Origin of the sequence: Lactiplantibacillus dongliensis, from assembly GCF_005405105.1 — a bacterium.
GTDB classification, from domain to species: domain Bacteria; phylum Bacillota; class Bacilli; order Lactobacillales; family Lactobacillaceae; genus Lactiplantibacillus; species Lactiplantibacillus dongliensis.
Map to the genome: position 1 here is coordinate 19655 of NZ_BJDK01000017.1, position 25846 is coordinate 45500.

A 25846-nucleotide genomic window follows, 5' to 3' on the forward strand; every position below is an offset into this window, starting at 1 on the left:
GTCGAATGGGTTTGAGGCTGAGCGAAATCAGGCTACTTAAGATAAATTACTCAGTGCATCTTTGTATTTTTAGAGATACAAGCATGATATAATGGTTAAATAAAAGACAATCTAGTCAGGATGTGTGTCTGGTGACCAGCGCTGACGATATAAAGGCAGTAATCGCAAGTATTCGTATGCGACGAAACAAATGGATTTTGAGCAGAAGACCCAAGAACATTAAAACGTTACAGGATTTAGCCATTACTGATTCGATAGCGTTTGATTTTATTTATCAAAAGCTAGTCTGGCAAGACTACATTTCAGGTCCTGAGCCAGACAATCATGCCAAACGTATCCCTGGAGAGGTTTGGGTGTTTGGCTTAGCGCTTGAAAACCGTAACTGTTACTTGAAGTTTCAAGATCGACCAAACGGTGTTGTCATCTGGATTTCTTTGCATATCGCTACTTTTCCGTTAGTTTTTCCTTTTAAATAATGATGGAGGGCCATACCCATGACGAAAAAAGAATTTTATAATCCGGAAACAGATACTACTGAAACTTATACTGAAGTTTGGCAAGTTGAACAGGTTAAAGTGCGTGATGAAACACATTTATTGGTTAAAAATCATTACTGGCAGGCTGCCGATGGTGAATTGTGGGTAGACTTCGACCACCCGATGGAAAATGTGCAGGCAGCATTTAACGCATTTCGTGAAAGCAAAGGGTACCTGAAGCCTGATGAGATTCGAGCCTTGCGCCATAAATTGAACATGACCGTGAGGAGATTTGCGGAGGTGCTTGGAATTGCACCATCTTCATTGACCCAAATTGAAAATAATTTGCGTGTGCAGGCTAAGTATCAAGAGAACCTATTTGAAGCGGTGGCGTATTTTCTTAAGATACAAGGTCGGTTACCGGAAAAATGGTTAGTTAAATCAGATCGGGCTACTGTTGCATCAGATGATCAGGTTGATAATGACTATATTCGGTATCATAATGAGAAAATGGCCCATGATCGGGTGAAAAATTTTGATAAGCAAGATGATTTTGGAGATGCGTCATGATGCCAGTCTTGACATGTGATAGCTACATTGCGGGTGAAGTGTTTTCACAGTGCTAGTTGACACCGGCTAATTGGATGGATAACTGAAGTTAGCAATCTAATATGTAGAGACAAAAGTCGCCTAATGAAAGTTGGCGACTTTTTGAGTTCAATAACGGCCAGCACTAGCTTTTTTCATCGAAAATCAGTAGAATATGTAAGGCTACGTTTTTTTAGAAACCGGGCACGTTGTCCGGCAGCGAACGATGACGTTCGTGTTAATCAAGAGACACTGAAAGGAATTTTAAATGAATACAACAGAACTTAAAGCGGCGGTCGACAAACGCCGAACCTTCGCGATTATTTCTCACCCGGATGCCGGGAAAACGACGATTACGGAACAAATGTTGTTATTTGGTGGCGTTGTGCGCCAAGCTGGGACCGTTAAAGCCCGTAAGAGCGGCAACTTCGCCAAGTCTGACTGGATGGAAATTGAAAAGAAGCGGGGAATTTCAGTTACCAGTTCCGTCATGCAATTTGACTATGATGGCAAACGGATTAACATTTTGGATACTCCGGGGCATGAGGATTTCTCTGAAGATACTTACCGGACGCTGATGGCAGTCGATTCAGCCATCATGGTGATTGATTCTGCCAAAGGGATCGAACCTCAGACTAAAAAGCTCTTCCAAATTTGTAAAATGCGCGGTATTCCGATCTTTACCTTTATGAACAAGTTGGATCGTGATGGTCGCGAACCATTAGACTTATTGAATGAAGTCGAAGAAGTCTTGGGTATCGAAACTTATCCAATGAACTGGCCGATTGGGATGGGTAAAGGCTTAAAGGGCCTATATGACCGTTATAATCACCGCGTTGAACTGTATCACAATGAAGCACATGGTGAAACGTTCTTACCATTAGATGATGAAGGTAAGTTAGATCCTAGCAACGACTTAACTAAAGACAGTATTTATCGAGACGTTTTGGATGAAATGGAATTGATCGAAGAAGCTGGGAATGATTTTGACGAAGCCAAGATTACATCTGGCGATTTAACACCAGTCTTCTTTGGGTCAGCCTTAACCAACTTTGGGGTTGAAACGTTCTTAAAGACTTATTTGAACTATGCCCCCAAGCCCAACGTGCATAAAACGCGGGACGATGAGCTAATCAAGCCAACTGATGAAGAATTTACAGGATTTGTCTTCAAGATTCAAGCGAACATGAACCCGAACCATCGTGACCGGATTGCGTTTGTCCGGATCTGTTCTGGTGAATTTGACCGTGGCATGGATGTTTACTTGCAACGGACTGGCAAGAAGATGCGCTTGAATAATTCAACCCAATTCATGGCCGATACCCGGGAAACGGTTGAAACGGCGGTGGCTGGTGATATTGTTGGGTTATATGATACTGGGAACTTCCAAATTGGCGATACGATCTATGCTGGTAAACATGCCGTTCAATTTGAAAAGCTACCGCAATTTACACCCGAACTATTCATGCGGGTTAATGCGAAGAATGTCATGAAGCAAAAGTCCTTCCACAAAGGGATCGAACAATTGGTCCAAGAAGGGGCCGTTCAATTATATACGTCATATTCAACCGGCGATTATATTCTCGGTGCTGTTGGACAATTGCAATTCGAAGTCTTCAAATTCCGGATGCAGAATGAATATAATTCTGAAGTCGTGATGGAACCAATGGGCAATAAGACGGCTCGTTGGATTGATCCTGAACAATTGGATGAAAAAATGTCCAGCTCACGGAACTTGCTGGTCAAGGACCGCAATGGCGAACCGTTATTCTTATTTGAAAACGCGTTTGCGGAACGGTGGTTCCAGGAGAAGTATCCTGACGTTAAGTTAACTGCGAAATTATAAGAGTGTGAGGGCCGACGGGTTGCGCCTGAGCATTGCCTAGCTAGGCAATTATGCCGGTGATTTTCCGGCATGGTTGACTGGCGTAGCAAGCGCAGGGCGCAGTCGGGCCGAACACGTTTCAGCAATAAAACTAAACACGCTCCACCAAAAAAAGCTTACCCAAATGAACCCGGGTAAGCTTTTTTAATCGAAAATATTAAAAAATTATTAGCGCATAAGTGAAAAATGTCATCAACTGTTAATCGCTTCCATTACCTAAACATCAGCAAAATGATCGTTTTCACCGCCTGAGCTGGCCTTAACCGTTAGTCAAAAAGTGTTATCCTTTTCGCGTCAGCGTGGTAAAATACTACTATTGCTTTTGAAACCGGTGACAGTGGTGGCGAGTGATAACCATTTTTAGGAGGACGATAACTGTTAACTAAAACATAGTAAAATATAGGGTTTCATAGAAAATACTCATATTGTCTAAAGAAAGCAAACATGGAGTTGGATAGTATGGATATGATCACCACAATGGTCAGCTACCTTTGTATTAATCTTGTAAAGTAAATATTGATTGTGTAAATTGGGGATTTGACTGGAATTATTATGTTATATTGATTAAGTAACGTAATGAATGATTGTTTACGCTAACTTTTGTCGATGTTGAGGTGCTTATTAGCATGATCAGAACCCAGAAAGTCAGATTATCTCCTAACAGTCATATGCGGATGGTGCTCAATAATCTATGTGATTATCGACGGTATTGTTGGAATAAAGCACTGGCAACCTGGAATGAACTGTACGGAGCCCATTGCTTAAATGCTGACGATAATTCGAAACCTAATCAACGATTGGTGCGCAATGAATTAGTAGCGAACAAAGCCGATTGGCAATATGGCTTATCAGCTCGGACCTTGCAATTAGCGGTTACTGATTTAGGAATTGCTTGGCAGAATTTTTTTGACCAAGCACAGCCTGATTGGGGACGACCAAAGTTCAAGTCCAAGCGAGCACCGCGCCAGGGTTTTAAAACTGACCGTGCTAAATTAGTCGCAGGTAAGTTGCGGTTAGATAAGCCACGTGGTGTCAAAAATTGGTACGACATTCGCTTCAATAAGCAGGTCGATTTAAGTGGAATTTTAAAGTCCGTTAGTATTTATTGTGAAAATGGTATTTATTGGGCTTGCTTAAATCTTGACGTAACTATTGAACCGAAGATCAAAACTAGTCAAGTGACAGCTGTAGATGTGAATGTCGGCCACTTGAACTATACGTTAGGTGTTTTAAAAACGCTGCCTCTCAAGTTGATGCGCTTGTACAGTCGGATTAAATTCTATCAACGTCAGTTAGCACGTAAACGTCAGGTTAACGGGAAACAAGCAACTAAAACGAAAGCCTATCTTGCAATGAAAAACAAGTTGCAACGAGACTATCGTAAGGTTGTTGATTGTCAATATGACCTGATGCATAAGTTTACGACCATGCTAGTTACTCAGTTTGATACGATTGTGATTGAAGATCTAGCCGTGAAGAAGATGCAGATGACTCACGTTGCGTCTAAGGGTTTGCATCGATCGATGTTCGGTTATTTCCGGCAACTACTAACTTATAAATGCCAATGGTATGGAAAAAAGTTGGTCCTAGCAAGTCGACTTTATCCATCCACACAACGCTGTTCTGTTTGTGGATATATCAAACAAGGTGAAGACAAAGTTGGCCTACGAGGTAATCACCGGCACGGTACTCGACATAATGAATATGACTGTTACCATTGTGGGGCTAGACTTGAGCGCGACGAAAACGCCGTGGCTAATTTATTAGCTTTAATCTAAAAGAATAAAAATAGTGGGGCTGGCTTAGTCCTTAAACTATCATAGCTGGTCAATGTGGTATTTCTAACTAGGAATACTGGAATACCAACGTTATAACGGTAGTAAGCAAAATAAAAGAAAGGAAATATGCAACCTTTCTAAATGTGGAAATCAGTAATGCTTTTCTACATTTCTCCATGTTTTGCATATCAGGAACCATGTTGTGAACATTTTAATTGCATTGATCCCCGCTTTAGGTTGGGGCTTGAATCCGTTGTTATTATCAAAAATTGGTGGGAAGCCAGTTAATCAGACGCTCGGAACCGGGATGGGCGCGTTAGTTGTTGGTTTGATTGTTCAGTTAATGTTTCAACCAAGTGTCACGACTAATGTCTTTTTGTTGAGTGCCGTTTCTGGTGCTTGTTGGGTTATGGGCCAAATTGGGCAGTATACGGCTTATGCCAAGATGGGGGTCAGCACGACAATGCCGATTTCGACCGGTCTCCAATTGATTGGGACTTCCGTAATTGGGGTCTTGATGTTTGGTGAATGGGGTGGCATGCTTGCCAAGTTTGTGGGGTTTGCGGCGATTATTTTAATGATTATCGGGGTTGCGATGACGGCGGTCACTGATAGTTCTGAGAGTCGCGCTGGTTTGATGAGCGGGTTAACGGTCTTGGTACCGACAACAATTGGTTACTGGGCCTACAGCGCGTTGCCGAAAGCTGTTTCAGCATCTAGCTTATCAATTTTCTTTCCGCAAATGGTAGGAATATTTATTGGCGCGATATTATATGTTTTATTAAGCGGCCATGCGCGTGCGTTTAAAGAGTCCACCAGTTGGCTAAATATTTCGGCCGGCGCCGTTTTCGGTGTCTCGGCGTTAGCCTACATCTTCTCAGCGAAAGCTAATGGCGTCGCGACGGCCTACGTTATCACGCAATTGAGCGTGGTGATCTCGACTTTAGGCGGGATGCTTGTCTTGGGTGAAGTCAAATCACATCGCGAATTCCGGTTAACGTTAATTGGTTTGGGATTGATTGTAGTCGGTAGTATTATGACCGCATTTTTATAAAAATGACTTTAAAATTTAGATAAGGGCGTTAACTACCAATAGTTAACGCCCTTTTATTGTAACAATTCTGTAACTTAGCCGTGATATTTCGTTCAATTTACATGAACGAAGCCTTATTTTGACTAATATTGACAAAAAAATAATTGTTTTATTAATTATTAAAAACCTTAAGAAAGCCTTAATAACACCGTTTTCACAATTAGTAAATTTATGTTGTCACCGGATTACGTTGGTTTAACAGCCTTGATATGTTTTCGTAAGCGGTTTGTAACATAGAATTGCTAAGATAGTCACTGTTGAATACATAAAACAAACGACTAAAAAAAGGGAGCGTCAATTGATGTCAAAAAAGGTCAGTCAATTATTTCTTGGGGTACTTACATTTGCTTTAATGTTAGCTGCTGGGGTTACCGTTGAAAACAATACGGCTTTTGCCGATGATAGTGCTGAAGTCACTACTACCACGACAACGACGGATACGAACACCGATAACGACACACCAGTTAAGAAAACGACTAAATATGATAAGTTATATAAAGTAGCTAAGAAGCAACTTGGCAAACGTTACAGCTATGGTTCAGTTGGTCCTAACAGTTTCGACTGCTCAGGCTTAACGAAATACGTTTACAAAAAGTCGATCAAAAAGACTTTGCCACGGACAGCTTCCGCACAATATGCGAAGTACAAGCATGTTTCTGGGTCACATTTAAAGAAGGGTGATTTAATCTTCTTTAACTACGGTTCTGGGATTGCGCACGTTGGGATTTACGTTGGCCATGGTCAAATGATCAACGCGCAAAACAACGGTGTTAAGAAGGAATCATTCCAAGTTTCATGGTGGCACCCATATGTTGCTGGTTATGCCCGCGTTACGAACATGCAAAAATAAGGTTTAACACATATAAAGATAATTGACGGTCGACGCGGTGATTTTGCTGCGTGGGCCTTTTTTGTTAGAGTGAGAGGTTCGACGGGTTGCGCCTGAGCATTGCCTAGCTAGGCAATTATGCCGGTGGTTTTCCGGCATGGTTGACTGGCGTAGCAAGCGCAGGGCGCAGTCGGGCCGAACACGTTTCAGCTATAAAAATAGCCCCCAAAAAATACCATCAACCAAAGCAAACGCCGCCATCAACAGGACGATTCAAGTCCTCCGATGACGGCGTTTACCATTGTTATTCAGTCTCATCACACAGCACCGTCACCAACGCACTACGGTCGACATGTGCCAGTCCCCAATCACAGATCGTATCCAGCACTGGAATCATGGACTGTCCGTTTGCCGTCAATTCATATTCTACATGCAATGGTTGCTCATGGAAGTCGTGACGTAAGACTAAGCCATCGCCCATCAATTGCTGAATTTGTTCCGCTAAAATCTTATGCGAAACGTGCAGCGTGCGTTGTAGGCGATTAAACCGTCCGTTGTGATCAGCCAGTTCATATAAAATCAAGATTTTCCACTTACCACGAATCATTTGCATCGTGGCATCAAATTCATTTGCGTACATTTAGCCCTCCATTTGCCCAGTTACCAAAAAGTGCGTACTAGGCAAGCTTTATTTTCCGTCTATAATAATAACTCGTAGGCTTCAATTGACCAAATCTAAATGAAACTAAGGAGTTATGTGTGAAATGAAAGCTTTAATTGTGATTACGGGTGCTAGTTCTGGCTTTGGCGCAGCGATGGCTAAACTGTTCAATGCTAGTGGTTATCCGCTACTGTTGTTAGGACGCCATATCGAAAAAATTAATACCTTGAACTTGACGGGTGACGTGATGATCAAAAAAGCCGATGTCACCAAGCAAGCTGAATTAGCCAGTGCGATTCAAGCGGCCGAAGCAGTTTATGGGCCGACTGATTTGTTAATCAACAATGCTGGTTTAATGTTGCTTGGTAATGTCTGGCAACAATCACCGGCTGAATGGCAAACGATGCTTGATACGAATGTGATGGGGGTCTTAAACGGCATGCAGCTGGTTTTACCTCAAATGACAGCACGTGAACATGGTACCATCATTAACGTCTCTTCGATTGCCGGGTTTAAGGCATTCCAGAACCATGCTGCCTATGTTGCCAGCAAGTTCGGGGTGCATGGGTTAACTGAAACGGTTCGCCAAGAAGTTGCGGCTAAGCAAGTCCGAATCATGCTCGTGGCACCGGGGGCGGCCGAAACGGAATTGTTGACCCACGTGACTGACCAGCATGCCTTGACGGAATATGAAGCGTGGAAGCAAACGATGGGTGGGATTACCCTTGATCCGCAGCACGTTGCCGAAACCGTCAAATTCATGTACGAAATGCCTCAAGACGTTAATATTCGTGAAGTCGATATCGCGGCAACGAAACAAGATAGTTAATCAAAAATGTCCTCAAGCCAGTTAGTTGGTTTGAGGACATTTTTGGTTAGTAAACATAGTCTGGTGGATCTAATTGTGTCAAATAGCGTCCGGGCAAGTAGCCGCGATCTTGAATTCGATACCAGACGACCCGGTTGTCATCAACTAAGCGTTCGGTTAAGACGACTTTTTCACCGTGGGTAACCGTCGTTAAATAACGACCATAGGGTTCCAAGTACGTATGCACCTGTTTGCCAGGCACAAAGCTGACGACGCCGGTTTGTCGAACTTGCTTCTTGTGGCGGGTTCGATAGGCGGCGGGGGTGGCTGGTAAGAGTTGGTTGCTGTTAGTCAACTGGACGTTGGTCTCGGCAATCCATTGATCTTCGCCGAGCGTATACCAAGTGGTGCCGTCAGTGAGCTGGACACGCATGTAAGTCTTATAAATCGCACCCACAGGTAAGTGTAACCAGTAATTTGTGGTCGTTGCCCCGGGGTACGGGTACACGGGGGTTGCCGTCTTGATTTGCACGAAGCCGGTACTGAGATCGGTCTGACGCCAGTTAGCATTACGGTAGAAAAAGAGCACCGTTTTGGAGGTCGTTGTATATTCGCCGGTTAAGTCGCCGACAGACCGCAAGAGCTTGAAACCAGTGACGGTTGGGGCCGTGACTTGATACGGATCACCTAGCCGACCACGCTGCATCGTTGGCAGGCCGATGAGTTGCCGCTGGTCGATATCATAGGCGTAGACCCAAATTGGCTGACCATATTCGCGTTCGTAAGTTAAGACGATCCGAGCACGTTCGCTTGTAAACCAGCGTGTTAGACCGTTGATGTCGACCAGATGATAGCCTGGTAAGTTAACGTTCGGTAAATGAATCTCATCACCGACTGTTCCGGCAATCATTTCCGGCGCTTGAAGTTCCTGGCCATCGGTGGTGACGTGATGGACGAGAATTAAAGCGGGTGTTTGGTTGACTGCTGGGGCAGTGGCTGACGGGACCGTCAACTGATCAGCACTGAGGGGGTCGACGGGCGTCACCGTTTGTGCGGGGCGCTGAGACGATTCAGTACTATCGAGGGCGTGTAACATTGTTTTGAGCCGGTCGAAGAACTGCATCCAGACCACTCCTTCCATTAAAATCTTCAATATCTCTAGTATAACGCATTGTTAACGATTCCGGCACGTTTAGTTAATTGCTAAAATCTTAAGTTTAGGGTCGAAGTGAGTCGTGTATACTGGAAAGGAATGGAGTGGGAAGATGAATTTAAAACAATTACGTTATTTCTTAGCGGTCGCTGAGGAAGGTCAAATGACAGCTGCCGCGAAACGCTTGCATGTGGCGCAGCCGCCGTTGAGTTATCAGATTAAACAATTGGAAACGGAGTTAGGGGTTAGCTTGTTCAAACGGCTGCCACAAGGCGTGACGGTCACGCCAGCGGGTGAATTGCTAGTCAGCTATGCCCAACAGTTGACCCAGCTGTCAGCGACGGCGGAAAATAAAGTCCGCGCGTTGGCTCACGGGATTACTGGGACGTTGAATCTAGGGTTGATCTCCTCATCAGCGGGGGTGATGCCGAATCACGCATTGATGAGCTGGTTAAAGCAGCATCATGATGTGCAATTAGCCGTGACGGAAGGCAATACGTATGAATTGTTAGATGATTTGCATAAACGGTTACTCGATGTGGCGATTCTGCGGACCCCGTTTAATCAGCAGCATTTGGTCTGCCGTTACTTTCCAACTGAACGGATGGTGGCTGTCTTACCACGGCGCTATGGTCAGTTTACGCAGCGGCGTCAATTACGTTTAGCGGACTTGGCTGAATTGCCGTTGATTAAATATCGGCGGTTTAATGAGCTATTTCATGTGGCTTTTTTAGAGCAGGCATTTGAGCCGAACTACGTGATGACTTGTGATGATGCGCGCACGGCGATGCATTGGGCCAACCATCAGCTCGGGGTGGCGTTAGTGCCGCGGTCGTTGGCTGAGACTTATGCCACGGATCAAGTCTTGATTCGCTCACTGGCTGACCGCCGCTTTGAAACGCAACTGGTCTTAACGACGACGACCGAATCGATGGCGACACCATTGGTAGCAGGGTTTATGCAACAATTTAGCCAAGCTCAGGCGTTAGACTAATTTGAGTAACTTGCTATCTAATTTTTTAATGGTATAAAATTGAAGAAGCTTGATTTAATCACGTTGATTACGGTTACACTTAAATTGGCAATTAATAATTAATTTTATATAAAAGTGACTTAATCCTATATGGCCGTAGTTTAGAGGCACCAGATGGGTATCTATTAGGTAACTAGGTAATTAAATGATACACTAACAAGTGAATTTTAAAAGGGTGAAGGTGACTAACGTGATTTATTCGTTACTGTTAATGCTAGGTGTTGGCCTGCTGGCGGGTGTTTTCGGCGCAATCCTCGGTATCGGCGGCGGCATGATTATTACGCCAGTCTTAACATTAGGGTTAGGGTTGGATATCAAATATGCGATTGGGGCCAGTATTATTGCGGTCATTGCGACCAGCTCAGGGTCGACGATTGCCTATCTAAAAGATGAGATGTTAAATTTACGGGTGGCAATGTTTTTAGAAATCGCCACCACAGTTGGTGCGGTCATTGGGGCCATTTTGACTGGCTTAGTCCATCCGACCTTTCTCTACTTCTTATTCGGTGCCTTACTAGTTTTTACAACTTACAATATGATTCGCAAGTTAATGATGAAAAATGAAGATGCGCAAAATGTTGAAGCGGATCGGTTAGCGACTAAGTTGAACTTAAATGGGACCTATTATGATAAAGCGTTAAAAAAACAAGTCGACTATCAAGTGCAAAACGTTCCAGGCGGTTTTACGATGATGTTTGGTGCCGGACTAGCTAGTGGCTTGTTAGGTATCGGGAGTGGGGCCTTTAAAGTATTAGCCATGGATACGATTATGCATATGCCCCTCAAACCATCCTCAGCGACGTCAAATTTGATGATGGGGGTCACTGCGGCGGCCAGTGCGATGGTCTACTTCTTTAATGGCTCGATCAAAGCTGGAATTGCAGCACCGTTAGCAATCGGCATCTTAATGGGTGCCTTAATTGGAACACGGATTATGCAGCACTTGAAGCCCCGGTTGATTCGGATGATCTTTGTGCCCGTCATGCTATATCTCGGGATTCAAATGATTATGAAAGGATTCGGGGTGACCATCTAATGATTCAAAAGAATAGTAAAGCCAAAGAAATGCATCAAGTTGAATTGATGATTGGCCAAATCTTGCGGATTGGGGTCATCGTTTCCGCTGTTGTGATTGTGCTAGGCATCCTATTAATGGTTATCCAAGGCAATGGTGGGTATCCGAATGGCGTCCAACCGGAAGGCTTCGTGGCGATTGCAAAAGGTGTCGTAGCATTAAAGCCCTATGCCGTGATTATGTTAGGTTTATTTCTCTTAATTCTAACCCCGACATTGCGGGTCGTAGTCTCCATCTATGCGTTTGCAGTTGAGAAGGACCGACTCTATGTCTGGATTACGACGGTGGTGTTGATTATTCTAGTAATTGCCTCGATTATCGGTTATTTTGAACATTAAATCTAAGCGACAATCCAGCTAATGATGATTGTCTGGTCTGGATATAAGTTACCACTCTAGTTGGCCCAAAAACGGCTGGAATGTGGTGGCCACGTTTGGAAGCCGAAGCTTTGGCTCCAAAATAGCCCGTGGCGTGCCAACATTTTAGGAGCCAACCGGCAGGCGGCAATTTTCAACTAGCACCAAGTGTATCTAACTATAAACTGTTTACTTGATTAATAAGAAGTCACTGATAAAAAGTCAGTGACTTCTTTTATTTTGACGTTTTTAGCTGTTTTAACCAATCGAATTTAGGGCAATTTAAGTCAAAATGGTGGCAAAATGAATTATTTATTAAGAAAAATAACGATTTAAGATTAGTATGGGCAACATCATGAAAAGATAACTAAGAATACTGATGTATCAACGATTAATTGATGACTAAATAAACGATAATCTAATAAAAAACTGAATTAATAAGCATAATTATGGCTAATTCATGAAAATAATTAGAATTTAGGATTGATTTTAATTTATTTATAATATACAATTACTTTAACTTTTCGAGGGAAAAGCACACACACATTAAAAAAGTAAGAGGGGTTGGGTTTTTTATGAATTTAAAAACAGCTGCAAAAGTTACCGTCGTTGCCGGCGCATCCTTATTGTTCTTAGCTGCTTGTGGTTCTAACAACAGTTCATCATCAAAGAACGTTAAGCAAGTTGCGACAATTGCCGAAAAATCAGAATTACCATCAATGGACTTATCTAAGTCAACCGATGTCACGAGTTCGAACATGTTAAATAACACGAACGAAGGGTTATATCGCTTAGGTAAAGACAGTAAGATTACACCCGGAATGGCAACCGCTACGAAGATTACCAATGATGGGAAGACATATACGTTCACTTTACGCAAGAACGCAAAATGGAGTAACGGGGATAAAGTAACCGCCAAAGATTTCGTTTATGGCTGGCAACGGACCGTTAATCCTAAGACCGCGTCACAATACGCATACTTATATTCTGGCATCAAGAACGCTGATCAAATTTCTAGCGGTAAAAAAGCCGTTTCAAGTTTAGGTGTTAAAGCGGACGGCGATTATAAATTAGTCGTTACTTTGGATCATCCCATCTCATACTTCAAGAAGTTAATGGGCTTTGTTAACTTCTTCCCACAAAGTGAAAAAGCTGTTAAGAAGTATGGTTCGAAATATGGGACAACCAGTACTGCAATGGTCTATAACGGCCCTTACACAATGACTGGCTGGACTGGGACGAACTTAAGCTGGAAATTGAACAAGAACAAGAACTATTGGGATAAGAAGAACGTTAAGATGCAGACGCTTAAATTCCAAGTTACTAAGGATACTTCAACCGGGTTGAACTTATTCAATTCGAACAAGTTGGATGATGCTTACTTATCTGGGACCCAAGTTAAGAACTACAAGACCAACAAGAACTTTACGTTACGTAAGACTGCGTCAACGTTCTATATTGAATTCAACCAACGGGATAGCAATAAGACCTTGGCCAAGGCATTCAAGAACCAAAAGATTCGTGAAGCTTTGTCATTGGCTATCAACCGGAAGCAATTCGTTAATGATGTCTTAGCTGATGGGTCAACTCAAGCTAAAGGCTATGTCTCAAGTGACTTAGCTAAGAGCCCAATCAACGGTAAGGACTTTGCTGATGATGCGTATGTCGCTAGTGGTGTTGAATACGACATGGCTAAAGCGAAGAAGTTATACAAGCAAGGTTTGAAAGAAGTCGGGGCTAAGAGCTTGAACATCAAGTTATTATCCGATGATACTGATGGTGCGAAGAAGTCCACTGAATATATTCAAGGTCAATGGCAAAAACTTGGCAACATGAAGGTTTCAAACCAAAACGTGCCATTTAAGACCCGTCTCCAACGGTCACAAAATGGGAACTTCGATACGGTTATCTCAGCATGGTCAGCTGACTTTACGGATCCAATCTCATTCTTGTCATTGTTCACCTCTGACAATTCATACAACAACGGTCGTTACAAGAGTGCTGCCTATGACCAATACGTCAAAGCAGCTGAAGGTAAGGACGCCAACAATGAAAAAGCGCGTTGGACAGATATGGTTAATGCTGAAAAGCAATTAATGAAGGATACCGGGGTATCACCAATCTATCAACAAGCTGAAGCTCACTTAGTTCGCACAAACTTGAAGGGTATCATCTACAATACAGCTGGTACGCAATACAACTACAAGTACATGTACGTTAAGTAAGTCAATAGTGTCTAACATGTGTGTGCTTTAACTAAACGAATGTGAAACAAGGGGGTAAGGATTGACACATTGTTAATCCTTACCATTTTGTTTTATAATCAAATATGTCATTATTTTATCAGGCTAATTTAATAGAATGCGAGGAATTCTAATGAGAAAATATCTCTTAAAGCGGATATTTTACTTGTTCCTGACATTATTCATTGTGGCAACCGTCACGTTCTTCTTAATGAAACTAATGCCCGGGACACCGCTGCAAAATGAAGCCAAGTTGACCGCCAGTGAAAAAGCGTCCATCTTAGCGCAATATGGGTTGGACAAGCCCGTTTGGCTCCAATATCTAATTTATATCGGTGGCATTTTCAAGGGTAGCTTGGGGTTATCCTTCCAATTCAGCGATCAAGCCGTTAGTTACTTGATCGGTAGTCGGATGGGGCCATCGATGCAATTAGGTGGTCAAGCGATGGTCATTGGGGTCGTCTTCGGGATTATTCTCGGGGCAGTCGGTGCCATTCGTAAGGATACTTGGGCTGACCGCTTAGCCACGATTCTCTCGATTCTCGGGATTGCGGTTCCAAGTTTCGTTTTAGCCATTTTATTGCAATACTATCTTGGTCTCAAAATGGGCTGGTTCCCAGTGGCTGGTTGGGAAGGCTTTGCCTACACCATCTTGCCAACCTTAGCGTTAGCGGCTAGTCCGTTAGCCGAAACGGCCCGGTTCATTCGGACCGACATGGTGGACGTCTTGAGTTCAGATTATATCGAGTTGGCCAAGGCCAAAGGATTATCAAAATTCGGGATTGTTTATCATCATGCGTTACGGAACAGCTTGATTCCAATGGTTACCTTAATCGGACCATTGGCAGCAGCATTAATGACCGGTTCAATGGTTGTTGAAAACATCTTCTCCGTCCCTGGGATTGGGGAACAATTTGTTAAGTCGATCTTAGTCAATGATTACCCAACCATCATGGGCGTGACGATCTTCTACTCCGCACTATTATGCTTGCTGTTATTGTTGACCGACATCGTCTACGGAATCATTGATCCGCGGATTCGCTTAAGTGGAAATGGGGACTAGTTAATGGCAGATAATGCAAAAAATATCGAAATTAAGCCCGGCGACTTCGCACCGCTGGACAAACAAGTGGGCCCCGATAACGAAAAAATCGCGGCACCGTCATTAACGTTCGGCCAAGATGTTTGGCGGCGTTTAAAATCTAATAAAACGGCGTTTACTAGTTTTATTGTCTTAATCTTCTTATTCTTAGTGGCCTTTGGTGGGCAGGCAGTGTATCAGCACAACCCGAACGACCAATCGCCTAAGTATGCGAACTTGCCACCCAAGATTCCGGGTGTTAACATTCATGGTCTCAATGGTCATATCAAGCAATCTGGTCAAGATGTCGATGCCTATGCCCAAGCTGGGGCTGGTAAGGACGTACACTATACCTTAGGGACGGATTACTTAGGCCGTGACTTATTAGCACGGATTATGTATGGGACGCGGGTTTCGCTAGAAATTGCGTTGATTGCGACTTTGATTGATTTAACGATTGGGGTCACGTTCGGGATCTTCTCCGGTTGGAAGGGGGGACGCGTGGATATGTTCATGCAACGGATTATTGAAATCCTCTCGTCCGTCCCTTCATTAGTTGTCATGGTCTTGATGGCTACGGCCTTCCAAAAAACTGGGATGGCGTCCATCATTGCGGCGTTGGCCATCATTAACTGGACGACGATGGCGCGACTCACACGAGCGCAGACGCTACAGTTAAAGAATCAAGACTTTATCTTAGCGGCGCGGACGTTAGGTGAATCGGCACCCAAGATTGCTTGGAAGCATTTGTTGCCTAACTTATCGAGTGTCATCATCATTCAAACGATGTTTACGATTCCCAACGCGATCTTCTTTGAAGCGTTCTTGAGTTATATTGGGATTGGGATTAGTTCACCACAAGCGTCATTAGGGACCTTGATCTCTGATGGACAAAAGAACTTCCAATTCTTACCTTATCAAATGTGGTATCCAGCAATCGTCTTAATCATCTTGATGTTAGCCTTTAACCTCTTAGGTGATGGGATGCGCGATGCCTTTGATCCAAAATCGAAACGTTAGGAGTGTGGAATAACAATGGAAAATCCTGAAAATGTCATTGAAGTGCGGAATTTACAAATTGATTTCCACACCTATGCTGGTGAAGTTAAAGCGATTCGTGATGTCAGCTTTGATCTCCGGAAAGGGGAAACCTTAGCGATTGTTGGGGAATCCGGTTCCGGTAAATCAGTGACCACGCGCTCGTTAATGGGCTTACTGGCACCTAATGCCGTCATTAAAGGCGGCAGCATCATGTTTCATGGTGACGATATTATTAAAAAGTCTGAAAAAGAAATGCAGCATATCCGTGGTAAAGATATCGCGATGATCTTCCAAGATCCAATGACTTCATTGGACCCGACGATGCGCATCGGGATGCAAATTGCCGAACCATTGATGAAGCACAAGGGCTTAAAGAAAAAAGAAGCCATCTCGCAAGCTTTAGAAATGTTGAAGTTAGTTGGGATTACCGATCCGGAAGCCCGACTCAACGACTATCCTTACCAATTCTCCGGTGGGATGCGTCAACGAATCGTGATTGCGATTGCGTTAGTTTGTTATCCCGAAGTCTTGATTGCTGATGAACCCACTACGGCGTTGGACGTCACGATTCAAGCTCAAATCTTGGACTTGATGAAAGACTTGCAAAACCGGATTGATACGTCCATCATCTTTATCACCCATGACTTAGGGGTGGTCGCTGGGATGGCGGATCGAGTTGCGGTCATGTATGCTGGCAAGATTGTTGAATACGGGACGGTTGATGAGATCTTCTTCAACCCGCAACATCCGTATACTTGGGGCTTGCTGAACTCCATGCCAACCTTGAATACGGCGGGCGGCTCACTCCGGGCAATTCCCGGGACGCCACCAGACTTGCTGGATCCACCCGTCGGCGATGCTTTTGCTGCACGGAGTGACTATGCGATGAAGATTGATACGGAAAAAGAACCGCCATTCTTCAAAGTTTCGGATACGCACTATGCAGCGACCTGGCTCTTGCATCCGGACGCTCCTAAAGTGACGCCCCCGGCTGAAATTGTCCGCCGGCAAAAGAAGTTTGCGGAAATGCAACGGCCCGAACCACCGATCAAGAATACAACGAAGGAGTAGTTGACGATGCCTGAAGAACGTAAAAAAATTCTAGAAGTCCATCATTTGAAGCAATACTTCAATGTTGGCAAACGTGATGAAGTCCGGGCGGTCGATGACGTCTCCTTTGATATTTATGAAGGTGAAACATTCGGCTTAGTTGGTGAATCCGGTTCTGGGAAGACCACTGCCGGACGGGCCATCATTCATTTGTATGAACCCACAGACGGTGAAATCATCTTTGATGGTAAGGATGTCTCAAAGTTGCATACTAAAGCGGAAAAGCACGAATTCCGGCGCGAAATGCAAATGATCTTCCAAGATCCCTATGCCTCGTTGAATCCCCGGATGAAGGTTAAGGATATTGTGGCCGAAGGGATCGATATCCATGGCTTAGCCAAGGACGATGCTGACCGGACCAAACAAGTCGAAGATTTATTGGAAACGGTTGGATTGAACAAAGACCATTCTAGCCGTTATCCGCATGAATTCTCCGGTGGTCAACGGCAACGGATCGGGATTGCCCGGGCCTTAGCCGTCGAACCTAAGTTCATCATCGCTGATGAACCGATCTCCGCTTTGGATGTATCCATCCAAGCCCAAGTCGTTAACTTGATGAAAGAATTACAAGTTAAGCAAAACTTGACTTACTTATTCATCGCCCATGATTTGTCGATGGTTAAGTATATCAGTGACCGGATCGGGGTTATGCATTATGGGAAGATTTTGGAAATCGGCCCAGCCGATGAAGTCTATACCCATCCGCTACATGCCTATACCAAGAGTTTGATCTCAGCGGTACCGGTACCGGATCCGGAATTTGAACGTAACCGGAAGCAAGTGCCGTATGATGAATCCCGTGAAAAGGATGATAAGAAACGGCGCATGGTCGAAATCGCACCAGGACACTTTGTTCGTGCTAGTGAAGATGAAGTGCCAATGTATACGCAACGTGCGATTGACGCTGGCTTGGTGACGGAATTCTCTGAATAAGATTGAAAACACCTCTTTTGTTGGAGGTGTTTTTTGTTGGCTATAAATTGCCACTCTGGTTGGCCCAGCATCGGCTGGAACGTGGTGGCCGCGTTTTCGAGCCACAGGTCGGTCTCGAAAGCCGGGCTTTATCTAAGTCGAAGCCCACGACTAAGATAAACGACACCACTGAGCCAATGCTGGGCCGCCCGCCGTTAATTGCTAGGTGTCTATGATTGAACGATTATTACCTTAGTTGTGGGATTGGTTGCTAAAATACTTAGCCGTAGTGTTGGACTTAGTTCGGGTTCAAAATGGTACAAGGCGTTGCGGCAGTTTAGAAAACAACTGGTAGGCAATATTGATTAACTAGCACCAAGCATACTAACAGTGGCTACACTAACTAGCGATAATTCAAGTTGACCTAAGCAAATCGCGTTCTTTTCTAAAGTGGGCTAACCAACTATTTCCTGATATACTAATTGGCAACTAACTACTTTGGGAGGATTTATCGATGATTTTAAAGCAGGGCTTGTTAGGGTTAAGCATTATCTTGGGAATTGGTCTATCAGCGACGACGGTTGAGGCAGCCACTAAGTATGTTAAAGTTGGCAATACCGAACATAATTATTTGAAGACTAAGCAAACGATTAAGACCACCGGACCGACGAAGGAAACTCAGGTGACGATTCCGAAAGGGACGATTGTTGAAGTTAAGGATAACAGCCACGCTGCGGATCAAAAGCATGGTCGGGTGTATGTGAAGTTGGAGATGGGGCGCTTGAGTTATCACTTGCGCGGTGACCAGCCGCAATATCTGTCGCGCCGATTAGCGGCGACGACCGCTCGGTTCCAAAAGGTGCGGGTGCCGCAATATGTTCAATACTATTCGACACAGAAAACTTATCCAGCTGGAGCGCGACGTTATCGGGTCGCTGACGGAAATCTGTATGCAGGGATCAAAGTACCGGCAAACCTGTATATGACCAAGAATTTAACCGCGCCCCGGCTTTATGTGACCGCCGATGGGTATTTGGAATATTATAAAGCCGCGCCAATGATGGATCTAAACGTGGCCCAGACCCCAACCGTCTCAGCTAAGATTACGAAAGTCAAAGTGGTTCGGAGTAGCGGTTTACGGATGCTCTATACTAAGACGGCAATCCCCGCGGCGATTAGTGACCGCGTTAGTCAAACGGGTGACCAGCAATATTTGACGACCATCAAACGCCGATATCGGTATTCGGCGACGGTCTGCTATCAACGTGACCGGCCAACTAGTGTGAGCAACATTCAAGTTGCCGCCCAGTACTTGGTGAAGGGGCATGACTTCTTTATGCACACCGATGATGTGATGCCAGATTAGTAATGGTCCATTGATTTAAAAAATGAGACTTGATGAATAGCCTAATGGAGCTGTTCATCAAGTCTTTTTGCTTGTGGGCGAATTAATTGTGATTTGGGATAATGCGGCCACGACTGTTATACTGGATGAGTAGCAAACGGATTGAAAGGGGCGTTTTTGATGCAGTTGAAAGCCACATTATTGGGTGTTGGGGTGGTGGCTGGTTTGAGCTTATTTGCCACTGGCGCCAGTGCCGCGACGACGTATGTTAAGGTCGGCCAGACTAATCATAATTTTTTAAAGACGAAGCGAACGATTCAAACGACCGATGAAGATAAACAATTTAAGCTCACAATTCCGAAAGGGACGATTGTCGATGTTGTGGAGACCAATTGGCATGGTGATAAAAAAGGGCAGGTCCATGTTGAGGTTAATTTGCAACGGGTGAGTTACAGGATTCGTGGCAAACATATCGCGTTTCAAACTGACCGTATCTTAGCCACAACTAAAACTTTTAAGAAAGTTCATGTGCCGCAATACGTGCAATATTATACGACTCAGAAGGTGTATCCAGAAAATGTGAGCCGCACCCGAGTCGCGGATGGTAACTTATATGCGGGCTTAAAAGTGCCTGATATTTATCGTCAGCCTAAGCTAACTGCTGCGCGACTTTATGTGACTTCGGACGGCTATTTGGAATATTACAAGTCAGCGCCGGTCATGTACTTACAAACAACGCAAATTCCAACGACTTCTGCGAAAATTACTAAAGTTAAGCGAGTACCTGGCAAGGGATTGACGATGCTTTACACCAAGACGGCAGTGCCTACTGCAATTGGCAAACGTGTCAGCAAAACGGGTAATCAGCAATATCTAACGACCATTAAGCGCCGTTATCGCAGTTCAGCAACGGTCTTTTATCGTGGCAATGCGAAAACGGCGGTCGATAGTATTCGGCTAGCTAGTTTGTATAAGGTCAATGATCATGACTTCTTTATGAATACTGACGTTGTCTTTCCGGAATACTAAGGGGGACCATGAGACAAATGAAAAAATTGCTAGTGAGTTTAGGTGTTTTGGCAGGTGTTAGTCTACTAGCGGGTAATGCTGAAGCGGCCACCAAGTATGTGAAGATTGGGCATAGTAACCATAATTTTGTAAAGACGCAGCGTCAGCTAAAGGTTAATGGTACTGCTAAAAAAGTATCCTATACGATTCCTAAGGGGACCATCGTGGAAGCCAAGCAAGATAATATTCCTAACAATAAGCGGAAATATGTGCGGTTGGATATGAGTCGGCTAAGCTATCGGTTGCGCGGAAATCATCATGATTATGGCACGAAGCGCATTTTAGCCACGACCAAGACGTTTAAAAAAGTCCATGTACCAAAGTACGTCCAGTATTATACGACCCAATTGACTTACCCAAGTCATATTAGTCGGAATCGGGTCGCTGATGGAAACTTGTATGCGGGCTTGAAGATTCCTGATAATCTTGATTATACGAAGTCAAATCCGACACAACGGATTTATGTGACGGCGGATGGTTATTTGGAATACTACGCGAAAGCACCAATGTTGAGTCCAACCGTTAAGCAAGTGCCAACGGTTTCAGCGAAAATCACGCAAGTTGAACGCAAATCTGGGAGTAGCTTAACGAAACTGTATACTAAGAAAGCAGTGCCGACTGCGATTGCAGATCACATCAGCAAGACCGGGTCACAACGATATGTCACAACAATCAATCGCCGCTATCGCGTTTCGGCCACGGTTAGCTATGTGAAGCAAGCCACGACCAACGTTGGCTCCATCGACATGGCTACACAGTATCAGGTGAAGAAGCATAATTTCTTTATGGCTAGTGATGTGGTGTTCCCAGAAGAATAGTAAATTGTAAAAGCCCGATATGTCGGGCTTTTATTGTACCAACTACTCGCCATTGAGTCGTTCCCAAAGTGAATTGCTAAATCTTAAGCTGAATTAATTGCACTACGTATCTACATAGTATATACTTAGCAAAACTAATCTCGAGGGAGGTATTTATGATGGCAGGAATTGAAACACAAATTCATCTCGCAAAGTGGGGTAATTCGAGAGCAGCTAGGATTCCTAGCAAAGTTATTGAGCAATTAAACTTGGCTGATAATCAAGAGTTGAGGTTAACTATTCAAGATGATTCAATTGTATTAACACCGATTAATAAAAAGCCGACCAATATTCATGAATTATTTGCCGATTGGCATGATGATGGTAAACGTGAACATGAGTTGGATTGGGGCGAATCCAAAGGTGACGAATTACAATGGTAAGTCAGGGCGATATATTTTACGTGAATTTTAATCCGAGTCGTGGTCATGAGCAAATGAATCGACGGCCGGCAATTGCGTTAAGTAATGATTTGGTGTCTAAAACTAGTAATATGACAATTGTGGCGCCAATAAGTAGTACGCAACGCGATTTTCCAATGTATCATAAATTAATTAGTAGTCATAAAATTCACGGTAAAGTTTTGCTTGATCAAACAATTTCGCTCGATTTAACTGCTCGCGGTGTTGATGTAGCAGATATTGTTGATCATGTTTCAAAAGTAGAACTAGGTGATATTATTGATCGATATATATTGCTGTTTAGTATTGATGATTAATTAAAAGTCGACAATATAGATAGTGATGAGGTGTTCCTACTAATCGTTATTGATCAATACTTGACACATTCATTTACAAAAATATGACTTGGTGTCTACGTAGCCGATAATCCAAGCGTGAGGTGCGCGTTAATGAGCAAATTAGTCACATTAAGAAAGCTGGGGAATAGGCTTATTTAGACTGCTCCAGAGTAGGCCTTAAAGATATGGTTGGTCATCAGTACATGGTTGGTCAGCGGTCAGATGGTTCAATTATTTATCAGCCGGTTGTTGAGGAGAATATTTTTGATAATCCTGATTGGAGAAATTACGATTACCAGCGAGATTTGCAAGCGGATTCGGAATTACAGTCACTTTATCCGGTTGGAACGGAATGGCTGGGAGAATGAGATTACCAGAAGAATATTATTATTGTAGATGCGGAGCCACAGTCGTAGACATTCGGCAAGGGATACACGAACTACTGAGATGATATTAACCATGCCGATAACGACTTCAGAACGGGTTAAGCCATGCTACTGTACTAAAAAACCGTAATTATCTGTTATTTATAGATAATTACGGCTTTTAGTGTTAACTTAACCACTCTTGATAAATGTCTGGCCGATTTTGCGCCCGTATTTGCGCAGTTGGTTGCATAACAGCAATAGGTAAAGCAGCTGGCTTAAGCATGAGTCAATTTTTTGAAAAATAAAAACGGAATAGTTGTCAGGTTACGTACTTACTGATGTGACGAAATTATTGAGGAGGTAGGTAACATGCGTTTTTATTTTGGTATGCTAATCATAGCAAGCTTAACGGTCTGGGTGGCTTAGCGAACCTGGCGAATTTTGCGACAACAATCGGTGCGACCGGTCCGCCAACCGCTTTTGTGGGCGTTAGTAACAGTGATTGGCTTATCTTGGAGCTTTGCAACAACCAGTTGGACTTATGCCGGTGTGGCCGTTTCACAGAACCAATTGACCCAGATTAAACAACTGACCGCGGCTGAAAAGGCAAGTGTTGATGCCTTAGCTGCTCGCAATCGGGTGACTACGGTGGTGGCGCAGACCGCAACCATTCAAACGACGGCTGCTCAGTTGGATACCGCCCATGCTAGTCAGCTTAAGCGCCAAGCCGCTACGGTGGTTACACAAGCCAAGCGAGCTAATCAGGTTAAACCAGTGGCGTCAGGCTATCAGCAGGTCAATCATCAGCTGGCGCGTCAATTAGGAAAGACGTCCAAGCAAGTGCAAGCGGTTTTTAACCAGTTACAATGGGATGCCGGCATGCCAGTCGTTAACGGGTAGAGATTCGGGCTTTATCTTGCGTCAGCTTTCGCGATATAATAGAAAGCAGATTTTAAACAGAAAGTGGCGTGCATGATGGCAAAAAAGAAATTCTACGCGGTCCGAGTTGGCCGAAAACCAGGTGTTTATTTGACTTGGGATGACTGCAAAAAGCAAACTGACGGTTATGGCGGCGCGCAATATAAGAGCTTCCCAACGCGCGCTGAAGCTGAGGCGTTTATTGCCGGTAAAGCCAGCTCTGCTAAGCCGAAACGGTCGACGACTAGTACGGCCAGTTCAACGGTGACGACGGGAAAGGTTGATATCACCGTTTATACGGATGGTGGTAATCGGAATACTGGTAACGTGCAAGGCGGTCAAGTTAAGGCGACAGATAAATCCGCGTGGGCCTATCAGATTGAGTTCGGCACGCAGACCTTGACGGGGACGTCGGGTGAGTGGGGCGCGACCAATAATCGGATGGAAGTCATGGCGTTGATTCAGGCGTTGGACCGCTTAACACAGTTAGACCAGACCGAAGCCAAGATTCTAGTTGTGACCGATTCGAAGTATGTCCTAAATCCAATTCAGCAGCATTGGTTGGCTGGTTGGAAAAAGCGTGGCTGGCGGCGTTCCAGCGGTGAACTGGTGAATGCGGAATTGTGGAAAGTCGTCGATGCCCAGTTACAGAGCTTCCCGCACTTAGACTTCAAATGGGTCAAGGGGCATGCGACTACCAGTGGCAATAACTTGGTCGACGGCTTGTTGAATCAGACCATGGATCAGATGAAACCCGGTCAGCCGATTCCGACTCAGCATGCGACGGCCGCCGTTCCCAAGCGAGCAGCCCGGTCGGAACAAGTGGACTTATTGTCGGGGCATTCAGCCAAGCCAAAAGCCAAGCCAGCTAAAGCACCAACGCCAACTGAACCAGCACCTAAACCCAAGCCGGTTAGCAAGCAACAGACTGCTCATTCTGTTTCAGCGATGGAAAGCATTGTTAGTGATTGGAAAAATGGGTTGTCGTAAAATAATGAGCTATATAATCCTGATAATAAGGGTCACGCAAGCGTGATTTTTATTATCAGGATTATTTTTTTAGAAAAAATAAAACTTTTTTGATTTGACCGTCAAAACGACATGTAGTGTCGCAGTGTTTTGGTATGATACGGGTATGAGACGTTAGGGACTTGACAAACCCTGATGTGATAGGCGTTATGGCAGATTTTGGCCGATGCTAGCGAGTCTGTTTGTTCAATAAGCAACTTAGCATAAATAGGGAGGGCAACTGGCGTAGTTCATTACTGGAGAAGTCGTGAGTATGGGTTGAAGCCCGCTACTCACTGGAGGAGGAATAATAATGAAGTTGGGTAAAATTGTTAGCGCTGTTATGGTGGCAACGACATTAGGTGCGACCGCGGTCGTGGCGACACCACAAGCTGATTTGACAGCGCAGGCGAAGGTTAAAAAGTCGTTGAAGACGATTCCGAAGAAGTTTCGTGGGACTTGGTATCACTATGAAAAAGCTGATGGTTATGATTATCAAAAGATCTCAACTAAGAAAATAAAAGATCATTTTGAAAAACGTAATAATACGATGACGATGCATCAGTTCGACATGCATAAAGGAATTAAGAAACTCACTAAGCACAATTGGATGTTTGCTTATAAGAAGTCAGCCAATAAGTACATTATGGCAGATTGGAATACTTATGTATTTTGGAAAATTGATAAGTCCTGGAGCGAAAAGGATTTAGGTGCTTACCAAATGACCACGCGTAAATATAAAGGTAAAACGGTCAAGGTCATCAAAAGAACACTACCAAATTCTGGTGGTCGTTGGTGCATCTACAGCCCATCTAAAGCATTAGCGAAGCATTTATGGAATTTAGATAATAAGTAATTTTGGAGGCGTAAATTGATGAAACTTATAAAAATCATGAGTGCCATGATGGTGGCGACAACGTTAGGTGCGACCGCGGTCGTGGCAACACCACAGGCTGACTTGACAGCGCAGGCAAAAGCTAAAAAGTCGTTGAAGACGATTCCGAAGAAGTTTCGTGGGACTTGGTATCACTATGAAAAAGCTGATGGGTATGATTATCAAAAGATTTCAGCCACCAAAATTAAAAGTCGATTTGAGCGTAAGAACAGCACGCGGACAATGCATCAATTTAACCTGAAAAAAGGTATTTCAAATAAAAATATTGCAAATTACAATAATCCCCATAAATGGATGTACGCCTATAAACATGGTACTAAGTATGTGATGGACAGTTGGGAGACTTACCCGGGACTTTATGCCAGCGATCGCAGTACTTATTCGATGACTACCCGTAAGTACAAGGGCAAGACTGTTAAGGTTATTAAAAAGACGCTCACTAATTTTAATGGCCGTTGGTACATCTATAGTCCATCTAAAGCGTTAGCGAAGCACTTATGGAATATAGACAACAAATAATTTTACA

At 44.0% G+C, this 25846-nt stretch carries 27 protein-coding genes; 25 read left to right on the top strand and 2 right to left on the bottom strand.

Annotated elements, in window-relative coordinates:
• The first annotated feature begins 131 nt into the window (after positions 1–131).
• The 6 genes from FFM80_RS07715 to FFM80_RS07740 all read left to right on the top strand — a co-directional run bounded on the left by FFM80_RS07715 (position 132) and on the right by FFM80_RS07740 (position 6670).
• Positions 132–476, top strand: coding sequence for a hypothetical protein (locus FFM80_RS07715; protein ID WP_137640273.1), 345 nt, complete (start codon positions 132–134; stop codon positions 474–476).
• Between the two features lie 18 nt (positions 477–494).
• Entirely contained in the window at positions 495–1046 is a 552-nt protein-coding gene (locus FFM80_RS07720; RefSeq protein WP_137640274.1) for a helix-turn-helix domain-containing protein, read from the top strand.
• Between the two features lie 286 nt (positions 1047–1332).
• Positions 1333–2910, top strand: a complete 1578-nt coding sequence (locus tag FFM80_RS07725; RefSeq protein ID WP_137640275.1) for a peptide chain release factor 3 — start codon at positions 1333–1335, stop codon at positions 2908–2910.
• Between the two features lie 665 nt (positions 2911–3575).
• Positions 3576–4727: an RNA-guided endonuclease InsQ/TnpB family protein gene (locus FFM80_RS07730; RefSeq protein ID WP_137640276.1), complete on the top strand. Its 1152-nt coding sequence runs from the start codon at positions 3576–3578 to the stop codon at positions 4725–4727.
• A gap of 202 nt (positions 4728–4929) precedes the next feature.
• On the top strand, positions 4930–5781 hold the full coding sequence (locus FFM80_RS07735) for a GRP family sugar transporter (protein WP_137640277.1): 852 nt from the start codon (positions 4930–4932) through the stop codon (positions 5779–5781).
• Positions 5782–6121: 340 nt separating this feature from the next.
• Entirely contained in the window at positions 6122–6670 is a 549-nt protein-coding gene (locus FFM80_RS07740; protein WP_137640278.1) for an NlpC/P60 family protein, read from the top strand.
• Positions 6671–6953: 283 nt separating this feature from the next.
• On the opposite strand, the gene FFM80_RS07745 is transcribed toward FFM80_RS07740, so the two are convergent.
• Entirely contained in the window at positions 6954–7289 is a 336-nt protein-coding gene (locus FFM80_RS07745; RefSeq protein WP_137640279.1) for a winged helix-turn-helix transcriptional regulator, read from the bottom strand.
• A gap of 124 nt (positions 7290–7413) precedes the next feature.
• On the opposite strand from FFM80_RS07745, the gene FFM80_RS07750 reads away from it, so the two are divergent.
• On the top strand, positions 7414–8139 hold the full coding sequence (locus tag FFM80_RS07750; protein WP_223877319.1) for an SDR family oxidoreductase: 726 nt from the start codon (positions 7414–7416) through the stop codon (positions 8137–8139).
• Between the two features lie 46 nt (positions 8140–8185).
• Here the strand turns inward: FFM80_RS07750 and FFM80_RS07755 are convergent, their stop codons facing one another.
• Positions 8186–9241 (bottom strand): MucBP domain-containing protein, encoded by a 1056-nt coding sequence (locus tag FFM80_RS07755; RefSeq protein ID WP_137640281.1) that lies wholly within the window; start codon positions 9239–9241, stop codon positions 8186–8188.
• A gap of 142 nt (positions 9242–9383) precedes the next feature.
• Here FFM80_RS07755 and FFM80_RS07760 point away from each other — a divergent pair, with 142 nt between their 5' ends.
• The 18 genes from FFM80_RS07760 to FFM80_RS07845 all read left to right on the top strand — a co-directional run bounded on the left by FFM80_RS07760 (position 9384) and on the right by FFM80_RS07845 (position 25839).
• Complete coding sequence (locus tag FFM80_RS07760; protein ID WP_137640282.1) at positions 9384–10265, top strand: LysR family transcriptional regulator; 882 nt, start codon at positions 9384–9386, stop codon at positions 10263–10265.
• A gap of 229 nt (positions 10266–10494) precedes the next feature.
• Positions 10495–11340: a sulfite exporter TauE/SafE family protein gene (locus FFM80_RS07765; RefSeq protein WP_137640283.1), complete on the top strand. Its 846-nt coding sequence runs from the start codon at positions 10495–10497 to the stop codon at positions 11338–11340.
• Positions 11340–11717, top strand: coding sequence for a DUF1634 domain-containing protein (locus tag FFM80_RS07770; RefSeq protein WP_137640284.1), 378 nt, complete (start codon positions 11340–11342; stop codon positions 11715–11717). Before FFM80_RS07765 ends, FFM80_RS07770 begins: the two co-directional genes overlap by 1 nt.
• Positions 11718–12310: 593 nt before the next feature.
• A complete protein-coding gene (locus tag FFM80_RS07775) occupies positions 12311–13960 on the top strand; it encodes a peptide ABC transporter substrate-binding protein (protein ID WP_137640285.1) in 1650 nt (549 codons plus the stop codon).
• A 151-nt stretch (positions 13961–14111) separates the two neighbouring features.
• Positions 14112–15041, top strand: coding sequence for an oligopeptide ABC transporter permease (gene opp3b, locus FFM80_RS07780; RefSeq protein ID WP_137640286.1), 930 nt, complete (start codon positions 14112–14114; stop codon positions 15039–15041).
• Positions 15042–15044: 3 nt separating this feature from the next.
• On the top strand, positions 15045–16079 hold the full coding sequence (locus FFM80_RS07785; protein ID WP_137640287.1) for an ABC transporter permease: 1035 nt from the start codon (positions 15045–15047) through the stop codon (positions 16077–16079).
• Positions 16080–16094: 15 nt separating this feature from the next.
• Positions 16095–17171 (top strand): ABC transporter ATP-binding protein, encoded by a 1077-nt coding sequence (locus FFM80_RS07790; RefSeq protein WP_137635676.1) that lies wholly within the window; start codon positions 16095–16097, stop codon positions 17169–17171.
• 6 nt (positions 17172–17177) lie between these two features.
• Positions 17178–18143, top strand: coding sequence for an ABC transporter ATP-binding protein (locus FFM80_RS07795; protein WP_137640288.1), 966 nt, complete (start codon positions 17178–17180; stop codon positions 18141–18143).
• 493 nt (positions 18144–18636) lie between these two features.
• Positions 18637–19488, top strand: a complete 852-nt coding sequence (locus tag FFM80_RS07800; protein WP_137640289.1) for a hypothetical protein — start codon at positions 18637–18639, stop codon at positions 19486–19488.
• A 159-nt stretch (positions 19489–19647) separates the two neighbouring features.
• Entirely contained in the window at positions 19648–20496 is an 849-nt protein-coding gene (locus FFM80_RS07805; RefSeq protein WP_137640290.1) for a hypothetical protein, read from the top strand.
• A 17-nt stretch (positions 20497–20513) separates the two neighbouring features.
• The gene (locus FFM80_RS07810) at positions 20514–21353 is read left to right on the top strand and encodes a hypothetical protein (RefSeq protein ID WP_137640291.1); all 840 of its coding nucleotides are present in this window, start codon (positions 20514–20516) and stop codon (positions 21351–21353) included.
• A 158-nt stretch (positions 21354–21511) separates the two neighbouring features.
• On the top strand, positions 21512–21775 hold the full coding sequence (locus tag FFM80_RS07815) for an AbrB/MazE/SpoVT family DNA-binding domain-containing protein (RefSeq protein ID WP_137640292.1): 264 nt from the start codon (positions 21512–21514) through the stop codon (positions 21773–21775).
• Entirely contained in the window at positions 21769–22110 is a 342-nt protein-coding gene (locus tag FFM80_RS07820) for a type II toxin-antitoxin system PemK/MazF family toxin (protein WP_137640293.1), read from the top strand. Before FFM80_RS07815 ends, FFM80_RS07820 begins: the two co-directional genes overlap by 7 nt.
• 206 nt (positions 22111–22316) lie before the next feature.
• Complete coding sequence (locus FFM80_RS07825) at positions 22317–22499, top strand: hypothetical protein (RefSeq protein ID WP_137640294.1); 183 nt, start codon at positions 22317–22319, stop codon at positions 22497–22499.
• Positions 22500–22997: 498 nt separating this feature from the next.
• A complete protein-coding gene (locus FFM80_RS07830; protein WP_137640295.1) occupies positions 22998–23399 on the top strand; it encodes a hypothetical protein in 402 nt (133 codons plus the stop codon).
• Between the two features lie 75 nt (positions 23400–23474).
• Positions 23475–24407 (top strand): ribonuclease H family protein, encoded by a 933-nt coding sequence (locus FFM80_RS07835; protein ID WP_137640296.1) that lies wholly within the window; start codon positions 23475–23477, stop codon positions 24405–24407.
• 331 nt (positions 24408–24738) lie between these two features.
• The gene (locus FFM80_RS07840) at positions 24739–25281 is read left to right on the top strand and encodes a hypothetical protein (protein ID WP_137640297.1); all 543 of its coding nucleotides are present in this window, start codon (positions 24739–24741) and stop codon (positions 25279–25281) included.
• Positions 25282–25299: 18 nt separating this feature from the next.
• Positions 25300–25839, top strand: coding sequence for a hypothetical protein (locus FFM80_RS07845; RefSeq protein WP_137640298.1), 540 nt, complete (start codon positions 25300–25302; stop codon positions 25837–25839).
• Positions 25840–25846 lie beyond the last annotated feature (7 nt).

Bases quoted from the DNA above. Each gene is read 5' to 3' on its own strand.
- FFM80_RS07840 (WP_137640297.1), top strand. From the start codon at position 24,739: ATGAAGTTGGGTAAAATTGTTAGCGCTGTTATGGTGGCAACGACATTA.
- FFM80_RS07790 (WP_137635676.1), top strand. From the start codon at position 16,095: ATGGAAAATCCTGAAAATGTCATTGAAGTGCGGAATTTACAAATTGAT.
- FFM80_RS07845 (WP_137640298.1), top strand. From the start codon at position 25,300: ATGAAACTTATAAAAATCATGAGTGCCATGATGGTGGCGACAACGTTA.
- FFM80_RS07775 (WP_137640285.1), top strand. From the start codon at position 12,311: ATGAATTTAAAAACAGCTGCAAAAGTTACCGTCGTTGCCGGCGCATCC.
- FFM80_RS07835 (WP_137640296.1), top strand. From the start codon at position 23,475: ATGGCAAAAAAGAAATTCTACGCGGTCCGAGTTGGCCGAAAACCAGGT.
- FFM80_RS07795 (WP_137640288.1), top strand. From the start codon at position 17,178: ATGCCTGAAGAACGTAAAAAAATTCTAGAAGTCCATCATTTGAAGCAA.
- FFM80_RS07725 (WP_137640275.1), top strand. From the start codon at position 1,333: ATGAATACAACAGAACTTAAAGCGGCGGTCGACAAACGCCGAACCTTC.
- opp3b (WP_137640286.1), top strand. From the start codon at position 14,112: ATGAGAAAATATCTCTTAAAGCGGATATTTTACTTGTTCCTGACATTA.
- FFM80_RS07730 (WP_137640276.1), top strand. From the start codon at position 3,576: ATGATCAGAACCCAGAAAGTCAGATTATCTCCTAACAGTCATATGCGG.
- FFM80_RS07820 (WP_137640293.1), top strand. From the start codon at position 21,769: ATGGTAAGTCAGGGCGATATATTTTACGTGAATTTTAATCCGAGTCGT.
- FFM80_RS07750 (WP_223877319.1), top strand. From the start codon at position 7,414: ATGAAAGCTTTAATTGTGATTACGGGTGCTAGTTCTGGCTTTGGCGCA.
- FFM80_RS07785 (WP_137640287.1), top strand. From the start codon at position 15,045: ATGGCAGATAATGCAAAAAATATCGAAATTAAGCCCGGCGACTTCGCA.
- FFM80_RS07720 (WP_137640274.1), top strand. From the start codon at position 495: ATGACGAAAAAAGAATTTTATAATCCGGAAACAGATACTACTGAAACT.
- FFM80_RS07800 (WP_137640289.1), top strand. From the start codon at position 18,637: ATGATTTTAAAGCAGGGCTTGTTAGGGTTAAGCATTATCTTGGGAATT.
- FFM80_RS07740 (WP_137640278.1), top strand. From the start codon at position 6,122: ATGTCAAAAAAGGTCAGTCAATTATTTCTTGGGGTACTTACATTTGCT.
- FFM80_RS07805 (WP_137640290.1), top strand. From the start codon at position 19,648: ATGCAGTTGAAAGCCACATTATTGGGTGTTGGGGTGGTGGCTGGTTTG.
- FFM80_RS07810 (WP_137640291.1), top strand. From the start codon at position 20,514: ATGAAAAAATTGCTAGTGAGTTTAGGTGTTTTGGCAGGTGTTAGTCTA.
- FFM80_RS07815 (WP_137640292.1), top strand. From the start codon at position 21,512: ATGGCAGGAATTGAAACACAAATTCATCTCGCAAAGTGGGGTAATTCG.
- FFM80_RS07745 (WP_137640279.1), bottom strand. From the start codon at position 7,289: ATGTACGCAAATGAATTTGATGCCACGATGCAAATGATTCGTGGTAAG.
- FFM80_RS07755 (WP_137640281.1), bottom strand. From the start codon at position 9,241: ATGCAGTTCTTCGACCGGCTCAAAACAATGTTACACGCCCTCGATAGT.
- FFM80_RS07770 (WP_137640284.1), top strand. From the start codon at position 11,340: ATGATTCAAAAGAATAGTAAAGCCAAAGAAATGCATCAAGTTGAATTG.
- FFM80_RS07825 (WP_137640294.1), top strand. From the start codon at position 22,317: ATGGTTGGTCATCAGTACATGGTTGGTCAGCGGTCAGATGGTTCAATT.
- FFM80_RS07760 (WP_137640282.1), top strand. From the start codon at position 9,384: ATGAATTTAAAACAATTACGTTATTTCTTAGCGGTCGCTGAGGAAGGT.